The organism is Streptomyces sp. NBC_00154 (genome assembly GCF_026342835.1).
In the GTDB taxonomy this organism is placed as follows: domain Bacteria; phylum Actinomycetota; class Actinomycetes; order Streptomycetales; family Streptomycetaceae; genus Streptomyces.
In genome coordinates this window covers 1-16980 of sequence record NZ_JAPEMI010000003.1, presented here as the reverse complement: position 1 = coordinate 16980, position 16980 = coordinate 1, and the positions used below count along the sequence as shown (strand labels likewise).

The following is a 16980-nucleotide window of genomic DNA, read 5'->3' as shown; positions in this document are numbered from 1 at the left end:
CAGAGCTAGGACGTGTTTGAGATGTTGATCAAGGTTGTGAAACGATCTTGAGATGTCTCGTGGCGATCTGACGGATGCACAGTGGGAGCGGCTGGAAGCGGTGTTGCCGCCGATACCGAAGATGGGTCGACCTCCGAGGGATCGGCGACAGGTGTTCGACGGGATCTGGTGGCGGGCCCGGACCGGCTCGCCTTGGAGGGATCTGCCCGAGCGATACGGCCCCTGGGAGACCGCGTATGCGGTGTTCCGACGGTGGCAGATCGACGAAACATGGGCCCGCGTCCTGAAGAAGTTGCAGGTCAAGGCGGATGCGGATGGGATCATCGAGTGGGAGGTCTCGGTCGACTCCACCGTCTGCCGGGCTCACCAGCACGCCGCCGGGGCCCGCAAAAGGGGGCTGACGATCCGGGCCGGACGCGTCCGAACGGCCTCGCGGCCGAGCCGGACGACCACGGTCTGGGACGCTCGCGCGGCGGACTGACCACCAAGATTCACCTCGCCGTCGACGCCTCCTTCCACGTCCTCGCTGCCGTCATCACCGCCGGCCAACGAGGCGACGCGCCCGCCTTCGAGCAGGTGATGGACCGAATTCGTGTCCCCCGGATCAGCGGTGGACGCCCCCGCACCCGGCCCGGACATGTGCTTGCCGACCGGGCGTACTCCTCCCGTCAGATTCGCTCCTACCTGCGCAAACGCGGGATCGCGCACACCATCCCGGAGAAGCGAGACCAGGCCGGACACCGACTCCGCCGCGGTTCCGCCGGAGGCCGTCCGCCCGGCTTCGACCGCGAAATGTACAAGCGCAGGCACAAAGTCGAGTGCCGGATCGGCCTTCTGAAGCAGGCGAGAGGCGTTGCGACCAGGTACGACAAGCTCGCCGTCCGCTACGAGTCGACCGTCCAACTCACCCTCATACGGCAGGCGCTGTGACCACATCTCAAACACGTCCTAGAAGACTCATGAAGATCTTGGGTTCTGGCCCTGCCGCGTGAGCGGCAGGGCCAGACTCGTCTTGTGGCGATGGGCGAGTGGATCGGCGAGAGCGTCGGGCCGGACGTGTGGGAGACGTGTCGGGATCTGATTCCGGCTGGGAGTGTGTTCGCGTTCTTGGCCGAGCATCGAGGTCGGCTGTTTCCGGCTGAAATGTTCGCGGACATGTATCCGTCGGCGAACGGGCGGCCCAGTATGCCGCCGCAGATCCTGGCCGCCGTAATCACGCTGCAGGCCCTGCACGGGCTGTCGGACTTTGAGACGGTCCAAGAACTGCGGTGCGACCTGCGGTGGAAGGCCGCGTGCGGACTGGGCCTGCACGACATGGCGTTCGATCCGTCGCTGCTGGCCTACTTCCGCCGCCGACTGGCCCGTTCCGCCCGGCCGAACCGGGTGTTCGAGGCCGTGCGTGAGGTGGTGAAGGCAACCGGGGTCCTGAAGGGCAAGCACCGCCGGGCGCTGGACTCCACCGTGCTGGACGACGCGGTCGCCACTCAGGACACGGTCACCCAACTCATCGCCGCCGTCCGGGCAGTGATCCGCGAGGTTCCCGGTGCCGAAACGGTCGCCGCCGCCCAGTGCACCGCCCACGACTACACCGACCCGGGCAAACCGAAGATTGCCTGGAACGATGAACAGGCCCGCGCCGAGCTGGTCGACGCGCTGGTCACGGACGCGCTGCGGCTACTGGGCCACCTGCCCGACCAACAACTCGGCGAGAAAGCCGCGAACGCGGTGGGCATCCTGGCCCTGATCGCCGGCCAGGACGTCGAGCCCGCCGATGAATCCGACGGCCGCGACGGCCGCTGGCGCATTACGCGGGGCACCGCCCCAGGCCGGATGGTCTCCACCGTCGATCCGGAAGCCCGGCACGTCCACAAGACCCGCAGCCACCAGCAGGACGGCTTCAAGGCCCACTTGGCCATCGAGCCCGAGACCGGCTTATACACCGCCGTCGCCCTGCGGCCCGGCGCCGGGCCCGAGCACCACGAGGCGGCCGTCGGCCTGGACCTGCTCGCCGACGAGGACACCCCGGTGGACGCCTTCGGCGACACCGCCTACTCCACCGGCGACGCCCGCCAGGCCCTCCACAAGGCCGGGCACCAACTCTTCCTCAAACCCGCCCCGCTGCGGCCGGCCGTCCCTGGCGGCTTCACCCTCGACGACTTCACGATCGACACCACCGCCGCCACCGTGACCTGCCCCGCCGGACACACCGTCGGCCTGTCCGAGCCCGGTGGCCGACACCACCAGCGCAAGGCCACCTTCAAGGATCTGTGCACCGGATGCCCCTTGCGCCAGCGGTGCACCAAAGCCAAGGCCGGACGCATCCTGACCATCCGCCCGCACCACGACCTCCAAGCAGCCGCCCGCCACCAGGCTGCCACCGACCCCGCCTGGCAGGCCGACTACCGCCGCTGGAGACCCCCGGTCGAACGCACCGTCGCTTGGCTCGTCCACCACGGCAACCGCAAACTCCGCTACCGCGGCACCCTCAAGAACGACGCCTGGCTCCACACCCGAGCCGCCGCCCTCAACCTCCGCCGACTGATCAACCTCGGACTCACCCACACCAGCGGAGCCTGGCACCTCGCCCCGGCCAGCGCATGACCAAAGGGGCCGCCGGCCTAGCGGCCGGACAGCCCCTCACCAAGATCTTCATGAGTCTTCTAGTGGGAACCCTCCAAGCCCGGCTGGACATCGTTGTGCCGGTCAAGATCACCGTGTTCATCCGCACGGCCGCAGACTTGCAGGACGGGGTGGCCGAGGCGGCCGCCGCGTCCTTGTCCGTGACGACACCTGGGACACCACACCGTGAGCGAACGCGTCATTGCGCCCAAGAGCCGGGGCTTCCTGTTCCTCGACTCCCATCCTGGCGGCTGCCGACAGCTAGTGGACGAGATGTGGCAGGCCGTCCCCGCCCCGGTCACGGCCGGGGGCGAAGGGCCGGTGGCTCTGGTTATCGGCTCGTCCGCCGGGTATGGCCTGGCCGCTACGATCGCGGGCCTGGCCCGTGTCGGTATCCGTGGCATCGGCGTGTGCTTCGAGAAGGCGCCCGCCCGGCGTACCGGCACGGCCGGCTGGTATCGCACCGCCGCCACCGCCCGCCTCGCCCAACAGCACGGGCGGGACATGGTCTTCCTCAATGGCGATGCGTTCAGCGACACGGTGAAGGAGCAGGTTGCCGACCTCCTCGCCGAGCGGTTCGGGGGACGACTCGACTTCCTGATCTACTCGGTGGCCGCGCCTCGTCGCACCGACCCGGACACCGGCAACGTGTATGCCTCGGTTCTCAAGCCGATCGGCTCGCCATACACCACCAAGACCCTCGTCTTCGACGAGCACGGTGCCCCGGAGGTGAAGGAGGTCACCACCGCGCCGGCCGAGGACGACGACATCGAGCAGACCATGGCAGTTATGGGCGGCACCGACTGGGAACGGTGGATCACGTTCCTGGCCGACCGGTCCCTGCTCGCCGACGGCTTCGCCACCGCCGCCCTGTCCTACATCGGCTCGCCGCTCACCGCGGCGATCTACCGGCAGGGCACCATCGGCGCCGCCAAATCCCATCTGGAAGCCACCGCACGCACGTTGGACGAGCGCCTCGCCAAGACCGTGGGCGGCCGGGCCGTGACCTCGGTCAACGCCGCTGCCGTCACCCAGTCCTCCACCGCCATCCCCGGTATCGCCCTGTACGTCGGGCTGCTGCGTGGCGTCCTCGGCGATGCCATGGTGGCCCCGATCGGTCAACTGGTGGAGCTGTGGGACCAGCTGACCGGCGCTCGTTCCCTCGACCTCGACGACGAGGGCCGGGTCCGCCTCGACACCTGGGAACTCGACCCCGCCGTACAGAACGCCGTCGCCGAACGCTGGAGCACCGCCACCAGCGACACCATCACCGAACTCGCCGACCTCGACTGGTTCAGCGACGAAGTCCGCCGCCTCTACGGCTTCTCTGTCCCCGGCGTCGATTACACCGCCGCCGTCGAAACCGACGTCCCCTGGCCCACTCTCACCATCTGACCCGCGCCACGGACGCCCCCGATCTCGTCGTAGAACGAGGTCGGGGCGCCAGCCCTGCTGATCTGGGCCGTTGATGCGTCGGCGGTAGCCGGCGAGGCTGTTGAGGATGTTGCCGGCGGCCGTGCCTCGGTGCCCTGCTGCGCGGCCTTTGACGGTTGCTCGCGGACCGCTGATCCGCTGACCTTCAGGAGGGCGACCCCGACGTTCTCAGCCGGTCTGTCCGGGCATGAATGATTGGTACGGCGGAAGCTGCGCTGGACAAGGAACACGATGCCTTGCGGAGACCCGCACTGGGGAACGGCGGCGGATGGCCGGCCGGTGGTGTGGTTGTGGGGCGCGACTGACGACGACTGACATGGTCCGGGCGCCGCGAGGGCGGATGCGACATTGGGCGCGCCGACCGTAGCTATCCGGCTCGGGCGACCCGGGCCGGGATCATGGTCGTTGCTCTCTGGTGCGGGCCGGTTTCGCCGTGTAGCGTTGTTGCCAGATGTCGTGGTTCGCAGTTCCTGCCCGCGCCCTGGCGTGGGCGTTTTGCTGTGCAGTGCGAGACCAGGGCGATCACCTCCGGGTCCGCGCGGTGCGGATCCGATATCGACTGGAAGGCACGAGCATGGCCAGCGGAACCGTCAAGTGGTTCAACTCGGAAAAGGGTTTCGGCTTCATCGCCCAGGACGGCGGTGGGCCGGACGTCTTCGCGCACTACTCCAACATCAATGCGAACGGCTTCCGTGAGCTCCAGGAAGGCCAGGCCGTGACCTTCGACATCACCCAGGGCCAGAAGGGCCCGCAGGCGGAGAACATCACGGTCGCCTGACCAGCGACTGAGCATCACAAGGATCCCGGAGCACAGGCTCCGGGATCCTTGTGCATCCCGTCCCTCACGGCGGATCGGGGCCACGGGAGACTGCGCCCGTGCTCTCGCGCTTGGCGGGCCAAGACCGAATCACCTTGCTGATGAGGATCCAGGAGAATGCCGATTCGGCCGAGCCGGGTCGGTGCCACACAGCACGGCCTGGGCGAGGGCGTGGCGGAAGCCGCCGGGGCAGGCGGCCGGCTCGCGGCGAACTGCACCGCCGGTGCACAGAGGGCCCGCCTCGCCGGACTTCCCGGGCACTTCACAGACCCGCACTCGCCCAGTGAGTGCCAAGGTCGTACGGCGAAGACACCACGACGCTTCTCCGGCGGCGGCAAGAGACTCTGACCTGAGAGTACTTGGATGGATCGACACAGCCTCCGGGCAGGTCAGTAACTGCTACGGCACACGTGCTGTCCACTCGGGAGTGCCGAACTTGGTGCGTACGAGTTCTCCGCCTGTGCCAGTTCCTCAGGGGTCACCGCGCCCTGGGTGAGGCCGTGGCGCTTGCGGAAGGAGTCGATCATGTTGTCGATGACAGCGTCGCGCGGCAGACCGGTCTGTCGGCGAAGGGGGTCGACGCGCTTCTTGGCGCTCCTGGTGCCTTTGTGGGACATCTTTTCCTTGCCGATGCGCAGGACTGCGAGCATCTTGTCGGCGTCGATGTCGTAGGACATCGTGACGTGATGCAGCACGGCGCCGGGCCCGCCGCCGGGGCCCACGACGCGCTTCTGGGCTGCTCCGGCGATCTTCCCGATGTCGGTCGCGATGTCGTTGAGCGGCTGGTACCAGGCCTTGATGCCCATGTCACCGAGCGCCGCGAGCACTCAGTCGTCGAGGTAGGCGTAGCTGTCCGCGAAGGAGAGGCCGGAGACGAGGGCAGACACGCAGCGTAGCCGGCCGCCGCCCGACCGCGACCTCGGCGGTGATGACCTCGTTGAGTGCCATATGGAGTGCGGGGGAGTGCGGGGTCTCGTGGATGAGCTGCCAGCCCTGCCTCCAGAGACGCCCGACTCCTCGATGAATCGGCTCCCATCACGTATAACGCTGCCACCGTGAGGGATTAATCGAACCAACGTTCCACGCCTTTGGGCTCCGCGACCGTGCCCCGGTCCGTGTGACGAGCAGCGGGCTGTTGGTGGTGCGGTCGTTTCAGCCGAGAGGGAGCAGTAGGGCGGCGACCAGCGTGCGGAAGAGGCCCTGGCCGGGGAGGGCGAAGACGCGGACGGCGGCGTCGGCGATGACGCCGGGCAGCGTCCAGAGGACCAGGCGCCGGCGCGGCCGCCGCGCAGAGCGCCGTCATGGCGGTACCGCCAGAGGGCGCCGGGTCCGGTACCACGTTGAACAGCAGGTTCGTCGGCGTGACCGCGGGACTGGGCACCCCGAGGATGGCGCACTGCCGCTGATCCACCCCCGCGACATTGTCGAGGCGGCCGCCGTCGGCTGACCGAGCCGGGCCACGAAGGCAAGGCCTACACGCTCACCGGCCCCGAGGCGCTGACCACCGCACGACAGACCCGAATCGTCGCCGACGTGCTTGGCCTTGAAGCGCGCTACGAGGAGATCGGCGTCGAGCAGGCTGCCGAAGCCCTTCGCGGCGCCGGCCACCTGCCCGACATGCTCGTGCCGTCCGTCCTGGAGGTCCTCGGCCCGGACGCCGCCGGGCTCCCGGTCTCCCCGGCTGTCGAGGAGCTCACTGGCCACCCCGCGCGCACCTTCCGCCAGTGGGTCCACGACAACATCGCCCGCCTCTGATCCACTCCACCACTGGGCAGTGACAGGGCTGCGCCCACCGCAGGCGAGCCGCGGCGGGCGCAGCCCTGTCACCTACTTGGCGATCAGTACGAGGGTTGCTCGTGCGCCGAGGCTGTACGTCGTGCCGCTGCCGCCTATGAGGGCTTCTGAGCCGGGCTGCGCGACCTGATTGGCTCCTTCGGCCCAGGCCGAGGTGTCCGTGACGCGGTACCACTGCTTTCCACTGCCGAGAGAGGGGAGCGTGAAGTCGACCGCCCCCGACCAGCCGTTGTACGCCACGTACAGCGCGCCGGCGGAGTCGCCGAGTTCGGTCCCGTCGATCCGCCATGCCAGCGCGTGGTTGTTGGCGTTGCTCCAGTAGGCGCTGTCGGGGGCGGTGCCGGTGGGGGTGAACCAGTTCAGCTGGCCCATGCCGTTGCCGTTGGTGTCGGACGCGGTGTAGAAGTCCGCGGGCCGCAGCGCCGGATGTGCCTTGCGGAAGGCTAGCAGCCGCTGGGTGTAGGTGCGGAACGTGCTCTCGTCGGTATCCCAGCTGTAATCGAGCCAGTTGGCGGCGGAGTCGAGGTTGTAGGGGTTGTTGTTGCACCGCAGACCGCGCAGGGTCTCATCACCGCCGGTCATCATCGGCGTACCGGCCGAGAGCATGAGGAACGCGAAGCCGTTGCGGGCGGCCTTCCGCTGGTCCGTTGCCGCGCCACCCTGGTCCCAGGACATGTTGTCGTCCGAGCCGCCGTCCGAAGTTCCGTACGGCCAGGCTTGGCTGTTGTTCTTGGTGTTGCAGGAGTAGAGGTCCTTCTGGGTGAAGCCGTCATGCGCGACCATGAAGTTGATGGAGTTGAAGGGGTGCCGCCCGTCGTCCTGGTACAGGTCGGAGGAGCCGGCGAAGCGCGTGGCGAGTTGGGAGGGTGTCACCTGGTCGACGCCCATCTTGTTCTGGTCGCGGCGCAGGGTGTCGCGGTAGATGCCGTTCCATTCCGACCAGCCGGGCGGGAAGTTGCCGACCTGGTAGGTGCCGTTCCCGATGGCCCACGGTTCGGCGATCCAGTCGGTGCCGGTGCCGCCTGTGGCCGGGCGGGGCGGCATCTCGGTGGTGATGCGGCGCAGCGCGGTGGCGGGGTCGGTGCTGCTGTATTGGAAGCAGCCGTGCTGGCAGGTGTTGCCGAGGACGGTCGCCAGGTCGTGGCGGAAGCCGTCGACGCCGAGCGTGTCCTTCCAGTAGGCCAGGGAGTCGACGATCAGGTTCTGGGCCACGGGGTTGTACGTGTTGTAGTTGCCGCCGACTCCGGTGTTGTCCCAGGGGCTCTGGCGGTCGGCGGTCAGAGAGTAGTAGGTCGGGTTGTCCAGGCCGCGGAAGGACAGCAGGCTGTAGGTGTTCTTGTCCGAAGCGTTCCAAGGGCCGCCTTCGCCGGTGTGGTTGTAGACCACGTCCGTGAAGACCTTGATGCCGGCGTCGTGGTAGGCCTTGACCATTGCGCGGAACTCACGTGTCGGCCCGCCCGGACTCTTGTCGGCGGCGTACCGCCGGTCCGGGGCGAAGTAGTTGAGCGTGGCATAGCCCCAGTAGTTGTCGCCCTCGGTGCTCGTCGGATCGACGTCGTTGGTGTCGTTCTGCGTCTCCTGCACGGGCAGGAACTCCACCGCGGTCACACCCAGCGCGGCCAGGCCCGCGGCCTTGGCCGCGGCGCCCTTGTAGGTACCGCGCTCGGCGGCCGGAACGGAGGTGTCGTTCATCGTCAGACCGCGCAGATGCACCTCGTAGACGATGTCGTCCTTGAGGGGGCGGACGGGCTTGGTACCGATGCCGCCGGTCGTTGGGGCGGCGAGCACGATGCCCTTCGGTGCCTGCGTCCCGTTGTCCTTGGCGCGGTTCGCGGGGCCGGAGCCGTAGATCGTGCCGTCGGTCATGCCCGGCCGCTGGGGGTCGTGGCTGACTTCCCGTGCGTACGGGTCGAGGAGCAGCTTGTTGGGATTGAAGCGGTTTCCCGCGGAGTCCACGTCGGAGACGAAGCCCGCGGTCGAACCCTTCGTCCAGGCCGCGTCGTAGGGCCAGTTGGGCCCCCAGGCCCGGTAGCCGTAGTAGACAGTCCCGGTGATGCCGTAGGTGTCGCGCAGGGTGGCGACGCTGACGGTGGCCGCCCAGATGTCCGTACCGGACTGCTTGGCCAGGAGCAGGTCGGCCTTCTCCTGGCTTCCGGACGCGGAGTCGTAGACGGCGACGAGCATCCGGGTCGCCCTGGAGGAATACACCCGGAAAGTGATGTTCGAGGCGGTGCCGTCATACCGCGCCCCGAGGGTGGCGGCGTCGATCGCGGCATGCGCAGGCTGACCGGGTGGCAGGAAACCGATAGCAGCAGTCAGTAGGACGGCTACGACCGCCCAACGTGCTGTGCGGAAGCGTCTCACGGGTGATCTCCTCGCGGTGCGGGTGGGTGTGCGAAGTCGAGTAGCGGGGATCGGCGGCGTCGGCCTGGACCAACTTCGCCCTGGGCCCGGCGGATGGGGTCTGGAGCGCCGGTTCCCGGGGGCCCCGGCGCGGGCCCCGGAACTCACGATCGACTACTTCAGGTACGGGCCGTCGGCGCCGACCTTGCCGGGGGCCGGGTTGCCGGGCAGGTCGAGCACGTATGCGCGAAGGTTGCCCTTGCCGGGCGCGTCGATCGTGAGCGTGCCGTTGCTCACGGTCTTGACGTCTCCGGTCACGGCGTCCTTGTACGTACCGTTGGGGATGCCGGAGCAGGTGGCGCCGCCGGAGACGGTGACCAGGACGAAGCTGTCGGTGGTACCGCTGGTGTAGCGCCGTTTGTATGCCATCTGGCCGTCGATGCCCTCGGTGGAGTACTGGCCCATCTGCAGTGCGGGGACCGCCCTGCGGATCTGGTTGAGCCGCTGGACATGCTTGACCAGGGGGTTGTTGAGCGTGTTGGCGACCTCGCCGCTCGCGCTGTCGACCTTCGCGAAGTCGGAGGCGGTCACCGTGCCCGCGAGGTGGCCGCCGAAGTACGCGCGGCCGGTGGACGCCAGCGGGCAGGTGGGACCGCAGTCGATCCGCTGCCCCTTCTGGAACTCGATCTCCGAGCCGTAATAGAGGGTCGGGATGCCGCGGAAGGTCCACATCAGCGACATGTTCTCGGCCCACGCGTCGGTCCCGCCCGCATAGCGTGTGGACGACTTGTTCGGCCCGTAGTCGTGACTGTCGACGTACACGGTGTTGTACGTGGCGTCGTTGTAGCTGTCGTCCGAGTCCCTGCCGTTGTTGAAGGCGTTGGGCGCGTCACCGAAGTTCATGTGCATGCGCATGTCGATGACGTTCATGCCGGAGAACTTTGAGTGGTCCGGGGAGTGGTAGCTGTTCCCGTTCAGGAACGCGTTGGTGGTGGTTGGCTGGTTCGCTGGGCCCTGCGCCTGCTCGTAGTCGTACATCTCCAGCGCGGCCGCGGCGTCGTCGACGCTGTATTCCTTGCGTTCCTTCCAGGTGAAGAACTGCGCGGAGTGGTTGACCGAGCCTCGGTTCCATTTGTCGTTGACGAAGGCCGCGACCTCGCCGAAAACGTAGAAGTCGTCCGCCTTGTCCGCACCGTACTTGGCCACCAGTTTGTCGTGCACAGCCGGCAGGAACCGCCGGTTCCAGGTGGTCCGCGGAATGTGCACGGCGGTGTCTATGCGGAAGCCGTCCACGCCCATGTCGATGTATTGGTTGTAGGCGTCGATCAGGTACTTCTGGACGTCGGTGTTCTCGGTGTTGAAATCGGCCAGATCCTCGTGCAGCCAGCAGCTGCGCGCGTCCTCACCCTCCCAGTTCCCGATCCAGCACCGGTGGTACTTGGTGGCCGGGAACATGCCGGACGTGGGGCTGGGCCACTGGCAGTTGTAGAGCTTGTAGCCCTCCTGGCTGTGACCACCTGTCGGCGTCCCCCAGTTGGCGCAGGTGTTTCCGGCGGGCTCGGCGGTGGACCACAGGTCGCCGTTGTACGTCTTGCCCTGCGCGTCTTCCTCCAGCGGGGTGTACTCCTTACTCGGCACCTTCTCGTCGTAGTACCAGCTCCACTGGCCGTCGCGAACCCCGTACACGGTTGGAGTGAACAGGCCCTTGGCGCCCCAGCGGGAGCTGTGGTTGTACACCACGTCCTGGTAGATCTTGATGCCCTTGGCGTGCGCCCGGTCGATCAGCTGCTGGTACGAGACACCGTCGGACTCCAGGCGCGGGTCGACCGTGTAGAAGTCGTACCCGTGGTAGCCGTGGTAGTCGTAGTCCGAGCGGTTCATCACCACCGGGGTGATCCAGATCGCGGAGAAGCCGAGGCCCTTGATGTAGTCGAGCTTGTCGGCCAGTCCCTTGAAGTCACCGCGGAACATGGGGTCGTTGTTGGCGGCATTGCCGGACTTCACGTGCTGGCTGCCACCGCGGTTGTTGGACGTGTCTCCGTCGTAGAAGCGGGCGGTCATCGCGAAGTAGATGGAGTCCTTGCGCGGATCGCCGCCCAGCATGGTCGCCGGAGCGACGGGGTCCGGGTCGGGGTCCGGGTCGCTCGCGCACGGGTCGGCCGCGTCGGACGTGAGTACACCGTCGACGATGGTGGTGCGGCCTGTACCGATCGCGTAGTCCTGAGTGCCGTTGTTGTCCCAGGTTCCGGAGCCGTTGTTGAACGCGGCTTTCAGGCCGGTCGCCGATCCGAGGTCGATGGTTTTCTTGGCCCAGCCGGTGCAGGCGGCCTCGTTCATAGCCACGCCGGGCACGTCCGTCCAGGGACCGCTGCCGATCGAGTAGTGGATGTTGGCCGTGCTCCAGCCGCTGGGCGGCTTGTAGTAGACGGTGGCCGTGTTGGCGGCAACCGCCGGGCCGGGCAGCAGTCCGGCTATCGACCCCGCGGCCGCCAGCCCGAACACGGCCAGTCTTCTGCGCATATGCATACGCACGGTCTCCTTCGTGTCCCAAGAAGAGGCCGCCGCGCCAACAGCCGGATACTTCCTGCAAGTTCTTGCTGGAATTTCCTGCAAGTTAGCGAGGGGAGACAGCTGTGTAAAGCCTTTGCGCCAGATACGGAGGTGCTCAGTCCGTCGCCTCCGAATCCGATCCGTCACCGCATACCGAACGGTTCCGTATCGAATCCGGTTATACTCGCAGGATGAGTGAGAAGCAGATCAGGAGCTCTGGGCGCCCGCGCTCCGCGGAGAAGGATTCGGCCATTCTGCAGGCTGCGCTGCAGCTGCTCGCTTCGCACGGGTACACCCGTATGACCCTGGACCAGGTAGCGAAGGCCGCAGGGGTGAGCAAGTCCACCATCCATCTGCGCTGGAAGACCAAGGCGGACCTTCTCACCGCCGCCCTGGAAGCGGCGCGCATGGCCGAGGCCCCACCGGAGACCGGGGACACCCGAACCGACCTGGTGGCCATCCTCCGCGACTTCGCGGCCACGGTGGAGCGGGTCCGGGGCATGGCGCTGATCGGCACCTGCCTGGCCGAGGAGGCCCACACCCCCGAACTCCTCGCACTGCTGCGTGAGCGCACCGTCCTGCCCCGGCGGGCCCTGCTCCGCCACGTTCTGGAACAGGCTCGCACGCGCGGCGAGGTCCGCAGGGATGCTGACCTGGAGGCTGCGGTCTCGACGCTGCTCGGCCCGTTCTATGCCGACTACATGGCAGGGCGAGGCGGCAGGATGGGCTGGGCCGAGGACGCTGTGAATCTCGTATTGGCCGGCCTGAGCCCTGCGCAGGCGTGACCGCCGGAAGCGGAGCCGTAACGGATCACGGGCGCGCGTGTGATGGCCGGGAGTAGAGGGGCGTTGTGCGCGCCGGCCCGCTGTGGTCAGTGTGCCGCGAGGCCGATGAGTTCTGCGCTGACCTGCCACAGACGTCCGGCCAGGGCGGTGTCGTAGGAGAGCTTGCTGGACCGCTTGGAGCGGCTCTTGGTGAAGTAGTGCCCCGTGGTGTCGGCCACCGCGGGCGACGCCGCGAGATGTACAGAGGTCGCGGCGCCCCTGGGAGGGCGTGAGCATGAAGGGCCGCATCAGTGGGGTCAGCAGCTTGAAGGCGGGTGAGGCGTCCTCCTTGCCGAAGTCGGTGCGGACAACCCCGGGGTGCAGGACGTTGGCGGTCACCCCCGTGCCCTCGAGTCGGCGGGCGAGTTCGTAGGTGAACAGGACGTTGGCGAGCTTGGACTGGTTGTAGGCGCGCCGGCCGGAGTACTTGAGCTCGCCCTGCAGGTCGTCGAAGTTGATCCTCCCCATGGCCTGGGCGCCGGAACTGACGGTGACGATCCGGGCCGGGGCGGCGGCCTTGAGGTTGTCCAGGAGGAGGATGGTGAGCAGGAACGGGGCAAGGTGGTTGAGGCCGAAGGTGTGCTCCAGGCCATCCACCGTGGTGCGGCGGGTGGCCCAGTAGCCGCCCACATTGTTCACCAGGACGTCCAGGATGGGATGGGTCCGGGTGAACTCTCGGGCGAGACGGCGAACTTCACCTTGCACGGACAGGTCCGCGACGAGTGGCTCAATGTGCGGGTTGCCGGTCTCCCGGCGTATCTCGGAGACGACGTGCTCAGACGCAGATTCTCCGTAGCGGATGCGGATCCGACGGTGTTGACGACGCCGTCCAGGCCACGACCATGGGTGAGCTGCCGGACTAGTAGACCGTCGCGGCTAATTTTTGGGATAGAGGTGGCGCAGTTTGATGCGTGCGTCGTGGGTGGTGAACTGCCAGTCGACCTGACGTTGGTCGGTGTTGGTGGCGTTCTGCCAGGCCGAGAGTTCGGTGTTGAGGTTGTCGAGGTCACCGATCCGGCGGTCGAGGCATTGCCGGGTCAGCGCGGAGAGTTCGATCTCGGCGATGTTGAGCCATGACCCGTGTTTGGGCGTGTGATGGATCTCGAGGCGCTGGGCCAGGGCGAATGCTTCTTCTGGTTCGAATGCCTCGTACAGTGAGGCGATGCCGTGGGTGTTGAGGTTGTCCATCACCAGCACCACGGATTCGACGTCGGGGTAATCCACGCTCAGCAGCTGCTTGACCTGGCCGGCCCAGTCGATCCGGGTCCGCTGGGACAGCGCCTGGACTCGACGCCACCCGCGAAGGGGTTCGACCCACACGAAGATCGAGCACGTGCCGCAGCGGATGTACTCGCTGTCCTGGCAGGCATCGCGACCAGGGCGGGCCGGGAGCGGGTCGCGGACATGGTCGAGGAGCTGGTAGGGCTTCTCGTCCATGCACACCACGGGACGTGCCGGATCGTAGGGCCGGGCATAGATGGCCAGCACGTCTTCCATCCGGGCCGCGAACTCCGCGTTCGCTCGCGGTGGGATGGTCCAGCACTTTCTCAGATGAGGACGCAGTTGCGTTTTTTAAGACCCGCCCGATGGTGGAGTGGTCCAGATCGGGGATGTCCTCGACCAGCGCGACGTGCTTCTCCAACAGCCGCAGCGACCACCGGGCATAGCCCTGGGGTGGCTGTGAGCACGCCATCGCGATCAGCCGGGCTTCGACCTCGCCGGTCACCGGCGAGGGCACCGGCGGGAGGTCGCGCTTCTTCCGCGCGATCGTGGCGTGAACATCGCCACCGGTCTCGGCGAAACGCTTGGCGACCAGCCGCAACGTCTCACCGGAGACACCGAGCCGGGCCGCGATCGCCTCCTTGGTGTCCACCTCACCCACCGAGCTGTCCAGTGCAAGCAGCACCCGCGCACGCATGATCATCGAGGCCCCACGAACACCCGTCGTGGTCACTCGGACCAGCTCCTCACGATCCTGCGCGGTCAACCTGACCGGCCGCTTCTTCTGCGAACCCACAACAACAGTCCTATCTGGCAAAGGGGAAGGAATCTGCCAGACACCAACCTCCCAGTCAGGTGCACCATAACTAAGCGGCGACACGCTACTAGGGCGGCGATGTCCTCGCTGTGGTAGTCGAAGACCTCGTGCGCGCCGAGTCCCAGCACGTGATCGGCATTCCATGTGGACGCGGTCGCGATCACGTGGCCTCCGGCCAAGGAAGCGAGCTGGACCGCGAATCCGCCCACGCCGCCCGCACCGCCGGTGACCAGCACGGTGTCACCGGGCTCGACACGGAGCCGGCGGACGACCGCCTGGTAGGCAGTCATGGCGGCGCACGGCAGAGCGGCGGCAGCGACCGCGTCCAAGCGGGCCGGTACCGCAGCGAGGACGGCTGCCTCGGCCACGGCGTACTGCGCGAGCCCGCACTGACGGCGCAGGTCGCTGTGGTGGGCGATGCGTTGTCCGATGCGCGTGGAGGTGACGTCCGCACCCAGTGCATCGACGATGCCCACCTATGTCCAGTCCCGGCACGTGCGGCCAGGTCCAGTCCGGATGGCCGGTGGTGGCGATCTGGTAGTCGACGGGATTCAGGCCGCACGCCTCGACGTGGACGCGCACCTGTCCGGGCCCCGGTTCAGGCACCAGTACATCGGCCAGATGCAGGGTGCGGGGCCTCCGGGGCGGTCCAGGACGACGGCGCGCATGACAGTGGATCTTTCCGTGGCGGGGCGGGACATCGCGGTACGCCGGTCAGCAGAGCTTGGGGGAATCCGTGCTGTGCGGCCCGGTCCGGGTCAGGCTCCGGCGATGTGGAAGTTGAAGTCGGCGTGGCCGACCGCGCCCCACAGGCGCAGCCAGATCGGCAGCAGCATCTCGGTGCCGCGCGCGGTGGTGATGTCGCCGAGGTCGATGACGCTCGACTCGGACCAGCCGAAGGACGCCAGCAACTCGGCCACCTGCTTCTTCGCGTCGGTGTCATTGCCGGAGACGAACACCGTGTGCTCGCCCGGGACGCGGGACGGGTCGACCATGATCTGGCAGTTCATGGTGTTGAGGGCCTTGACGACCTTCACGTCGGGGAAGGTGCGCTGGATCTGCTCACCGAGGCTGTCGGTGTTCACCGGGTTCAGCGACGGAGGCATGCCCTGGGAGAAGTCCAGCGGGTTGGCGATGTCGATGAGCACCTTGCCCGCCAGGTTCGCGGAACCCGCTGATTCGAGGGCCTGCACGCTGCCGGCGCCCGCGGTGGTGTTGACCACGGCCTCGCCCCAGGCCGCCGCCTCGGTGAAGGTCTCGAGGTGGACCTGCTCATGTGCCTCCAGCCACTGGGAGAACGGCGGGTTCCCGTAGCCGTCGGGCTCGGTGCGGGCGAGGGTGGACTGCGGGTCGCGGGTGCCGACGACGACCTCGTGACCGAGGGAGGCGAGCTTGGCTGCGATCGTCTGGCCGACTACGCCGGTGCCGAGAACTGCGTAACGCATGAGGACGGGTCCTTTCTGGAGTGTGGGCGTGATGACGGAATCCGTCTGGCGTATAGAATCTAAACCGAGCGGTTCGGTATTGCAAGTCGCTAGGCTGACGGCATGGAGAGGACGGATACGGAAGGCTGTCGCGCTGCTGCAGGCCGCCCACGCTGCCCCGGCAAGGAGGCGGCGATACTCGCCTCGGCGCTGACCTTGCTCGCCGAACGGGGCTTCACCCGTATGACCCTTGACGGGTGGCCAGGGCCGCCGACGTCAGCAAGGCCACCATCCATCTGCGCTGGAAAGCCAAGACCGAGCTGGCCGCGGCCGCACTGAAGACCCTGCGCCCCTTGTTCCACGCCGCCGGTAACCGGGGATGCACGAGCTGACCTCGTTGCCCAGCTCGCCGACTTCGCAGACACACTCGCCCGCACCCACGGAATGGCTCTGATCGGCACCTGTCTCGCGGAGGAGGCCCATACCCCCGAGCTGCTCGGCGTCTCTCGCGAGCATGCGGTTCGGCCGCGCCGGGCCGCATGCGGCGACTGTTGGACCAGGCCCGCGCACAGGGCGACCTCTCCCTAGACGCCGACCCGGAGGCACTGGCCTCCGCCCTACTGGGCGCCTTCTACGCCGACCACCTCGCCGTGCGCGCACCTGCCGTGGGCTGGGCCGAACACACCGTGGCCGTCGTGCTCGCCCCAGCGTCGCTCACGTAGTCACACCTGCGACCAAGCGGCCCAGGCGGCACCATGAGGCCGCACCTCGAGCCGGTGCCCACCACTCCACCGTCACAGCAAGCCTGTGCAGCTGTGACGCACGTCATGCCTTACCGCGAGAATGTTCCACTGATGCCTCAGTATTACATATACCGAACCGCTCGGTTTTGATATTGAACTGCCCTGTTCGCCGCCGCGCTCCACGCCCAATCCTCATGCAGAGTCGATCGCTCGGCCGGCGGATCGCCGACCTGATCGAGACCGAGTCCGAACTCACGCCGCTCGAGGCCGCAGAGTGTCTCGGCTACCCCACCGTCACACACCGCGGCGCCGTGGTGATCGCCGAGGCCCAGCTGCGTACTCGTCAGGAACGCCCAGGTGCTGGGAGTTGGCTGCCCCGGGTCGCGAGGGGCGG

14 protein-coding genes and 6 pseudogenes are annotated in these 16980 nt (G+C 67.6%); 10 read left to right on the top strand and 10 right to left on the bottom strand.

Annotation, left to right across the window (positions count from 1 at the left end; all coding sequences use genetic code 11):
• Positions 1–52: 52 nt before the first annotated feature.
• From OHA03_RS44755 to OHA03_RS44740, 4 genes are all read left to right on the top strand, one after another.
• Positions 53–930 (top strand): IS5 family transposase gene (locus OHA03_RS44755; RefSeq protein WP_267009715.1). Its coding sequence is split into 2 segments (ribosomal slippage): positions 53–446 and positions 446–930, totalling 879 coding nucleotides; the frame shifts between segments, so codons are not numbered across the junction.
• 90 nt (positions 931–1020) lie between these two features.
• Positions 1021–2601 carry an IS1182 family transposase gene (locus OHA03_RS44750; RefSeq protein ID WP_267008256.1) on the top strand — a complete coding sequence of 527 codons (1581 nt, stop codon included), beginning with the start codon at positions 1021–1023 and terminating at the stop codon, positions 2599–2601.
• Positions 2602–2805: 204 nt separating this feature from the next.
• Positions 2806–4014: an enoyl-[acyl-carrier-protein] reductase FabV gene (gene fabV / locus OHA03_RS44745; RefSeq protein WP_267009714.1), complete on the top strand. Its 1209-nt coding sequence runs from the start codon at positions 2806–2808 to the stop codon at positions 4012–4014.
• Positions 4015–4627: 613 nt separating this feature from the next.
• Positions 4628–4831 carry a cold-shock protein gene (locus tag OHA03_RS44740; RefSeq protein WP_267009713.1) on the top strand — a complete coding sequence of 68 codons (204 nt, stop codon included), beginning with the start codon at positions 4628–4630 and terminating at the stop codon, positions 4829–4831.
• Between the two features lie 438 nt (positions 4832–5269).
• Here the strand turns inward: OHA03_RS44740 and OHA03_RS44735 are convergent.
• Positions 5270–5860, bottom strand: a pseudogene (locus tag OHA03_RS44735) (biotin/lipoate A/B protein ligase family protein); the annotation flags it as partial.
• Between the two features lie 165 nt (positions 5861–6025).
• Positions 6026–6269, bottom strand: a pseudogene (locus OHA03_RS44730) (sulfite exporter TauE/SafE family protein); the annotation flags it as partial.
• Positions 6270–6403: 134 nt separating this feature from the next.
• On the opposite strand from OHA03_RS44730, the gene OHA03_RS44725 reads away from it, so the two are divergent.
• The gene (locus OHA03_RS44725) at positions 6404–6625 is read left to right on the top strand and encodes a hypothetical protein (RefSeq protein ID WP_267009712.1); all 222 of its coding nucleotides are present in this window, start codon (positions 6404–6406) and stop codon (positions 6623–6625) included.
• 72 nt (positions 6626–6697) lie between these two features.
• On the opposite strand, the gene OHA03_RS44720 is transcribed toward OHA03_RS44725, so the two are convergent.
• On the bottom strand, positions 6698–9028 hold the full coding sequence (locus tag OHA03_RS44720; protein ID WP_267009711.1) for an isoamylase: 2331 nt from the start codon (positions 9026–9028) through the stop codon (positions 6698–6700).
• 153 nt (positions 9029–9181) lie between these two features.
• Positions 9182–11527 carry an alpha-amylase family glycosyl hydrolase gene (locus tag OHA03_RS44715; RefSeq protein WP_267009947.1) on the bottom strand — a complete coding sequence of 782 codons (2346 nt, stop codon included), beginning with the start codon at positions 11525–11527 and terminating at the stop codon, positions 9182–9184.
• Between the two features lie 221 nt (positions 11528–11748).
• Here OHA03_RS44715 and OHA03_RS44710 point away from each other — a divergent pair, with 221 nt between their 5' ends.
• A complete protein-coding gene (locus OHA03_RS44710) occupies positions 11749–12342 on the top strand; it encodes a TetR/AcrR family transcriptional regulator (protein ID WP_267009710.1) in 594 nt (197 codons plus the stop codon).
• A gap of 86 nt (positions 12343–12428) precedes the next feature.
• On the opposite strand, the gene OHA03_RS44705 is transcribed toward OHA03_RS44710, so the two are convergent.
• The 6 genes and pseudogenes from OHA03_RS44705 to OHA03_RS44690 form a co-directional block, all read right to left on the bottom strand.
• On the bottom strand, positions 12429–12560 hold the full coding sequence (locus tag OHA03_RS44705) for a hypothetical protein (RefSeq protein ID WP_267009709.1): 132 nt from the start codon (positions 12558–12560) through the stop codon (positions 12429–12431).
• Between the two features lie 115 nt (positions 12561–12675).
• A pseudogene (locus OHA03_RS48205) lies at positions 12676–13182 on the bottom strand (SDR family NAD(P)-dependent oxidoreductase); the annotation flags it as partial.
• Between the two features lie 75 nt (positions 13183–13257).
• Entirely contained in the window at positions 13258–13914 is a 657-nt protein-coding gene (locus OHA03_RS44700) for an IS630 family transposase (RefSeq protein ID WP_267009646.1), read from the bottom strand.
• A gap of 100 nt (positions 13915–14014) precedes the next feature.
• Positions 14015–14299: pseudogene (locus OHA03_RS48200) on the bottom strand (helix-turn-helix domain-containing protein); the annotation flags it as partial.
• A 65-nt stretch (positions 14300–14364) separates the two neighbouring features.
• Positions 14365–14895 (bottom strand): hypothetical protein, encoded by a 531-nt coding sequence (locus tag OHA03_RS44695; protein WP_267009708.1) that lies wholly within the window; start codon positions 14893–14895, stop codon positions 14365–14367.
• 282 nt (positions 14896–15177) lie between these two features.
• Positions 15178–15864 carry an NADPH-dependent F420 reductase gene (locus OHA03_RS44690; protein ID WP_267009707.1) on the bottom strand — a complete coding sequence of 229 codons (687 nt, stop codon included), beginning with the start codon at positions 15862–15864 and terminating at the stop codon, positions 15178–15180.
• Positions 15865–16100: 236 nt separating this feature from the next.
• Here OHA03_RS44690 and OHA03_RS44685 point away from each other — a divergent pair, with 236 nt between their 5' ends.
• From OHA03_RS44685 to OHA03_RS44670, 4 genes and pseudogenes are all read left to right on the top strand, one after another.
• Positions 16101–16235, top strand: a complete 135-nt coding sequence (locus OHA03_RS44685) for a TetR family transcriptional regulator (protein ID WP_267009706.1) — start codon at positions 16101–16103, stop codon at positions 16233–16235.
• 31 nt (positions 16236–16266) lie between these two features.
• Positions 16267–16431 (top strand): annotated as a pseudogene (locus OHA03_RS44680) (hypothetical protein); the annotation flags it as partial.
• Positions 16383–16565: a hypothetical protein gene (locus OHA03_RS44675; RefSeq protein ID WP_267009705.1), complete on the top strand. Its 183-nt coding sequence runs from the start codon at positions 16383–16385 to the stop codon at positions 16563–16565. The pseudogene OHA03_RS44680 and the gene OHA03_RS44675, both read left to right, overlap by 49 nt.
• Before the next feature lie 215 nt (positions 16566–16780).
• Positions 16781–16980: pseudogene (locus tag OHA03_RS44670) on the top strand (hypothetical protein); the annotation flags it as partial.

Coding starts and splice junctions, on each gene's coding strand:
- OHA03_RS44750 (WP_267008256.1), top strand. CDS start 1,021: ATGGGCGAGTGGATCGGCGAGAGCGTCGGGCCGGACGTGTGGGAGACG.
- OHA03_RS44740 (WP_267009713.1), top strand. CDS start 4,628: ATGGCCAGCGGAACCGTCAAGTGGTTCAACTCGGAAAAGGGTTTCGGC.
- OHA03_RS44715 (WP_267009947.1), bottom strand. CDS start 11,527: ATGCGCAGAAGACTGGCCGTGTTCGGGCTGGCGGCCGCGGGGTCGATA.
- OHA03_RS44710 (WP_267009710.1), top strand. CDS start 11,749: ATGAGTGAGAAGCAGATCAGGAGCTCTGGGCGCCCGCGCTCCGCGGAG.
- OHA03_RS44690 (WP_267009707.1), bottom strand. CDS start 15,864: ATGCGTTACGCAGTTCTCGGCACCGGCGTAGTCGGCCAGACGATCGCA.
- OHA03_RS44675 (WP_267009705.1), top strand. CDS start 16,383: ATGCGGCGACTGTTGGACCAGGCCCGCGCACAGGGCGACCTCTCCCTA.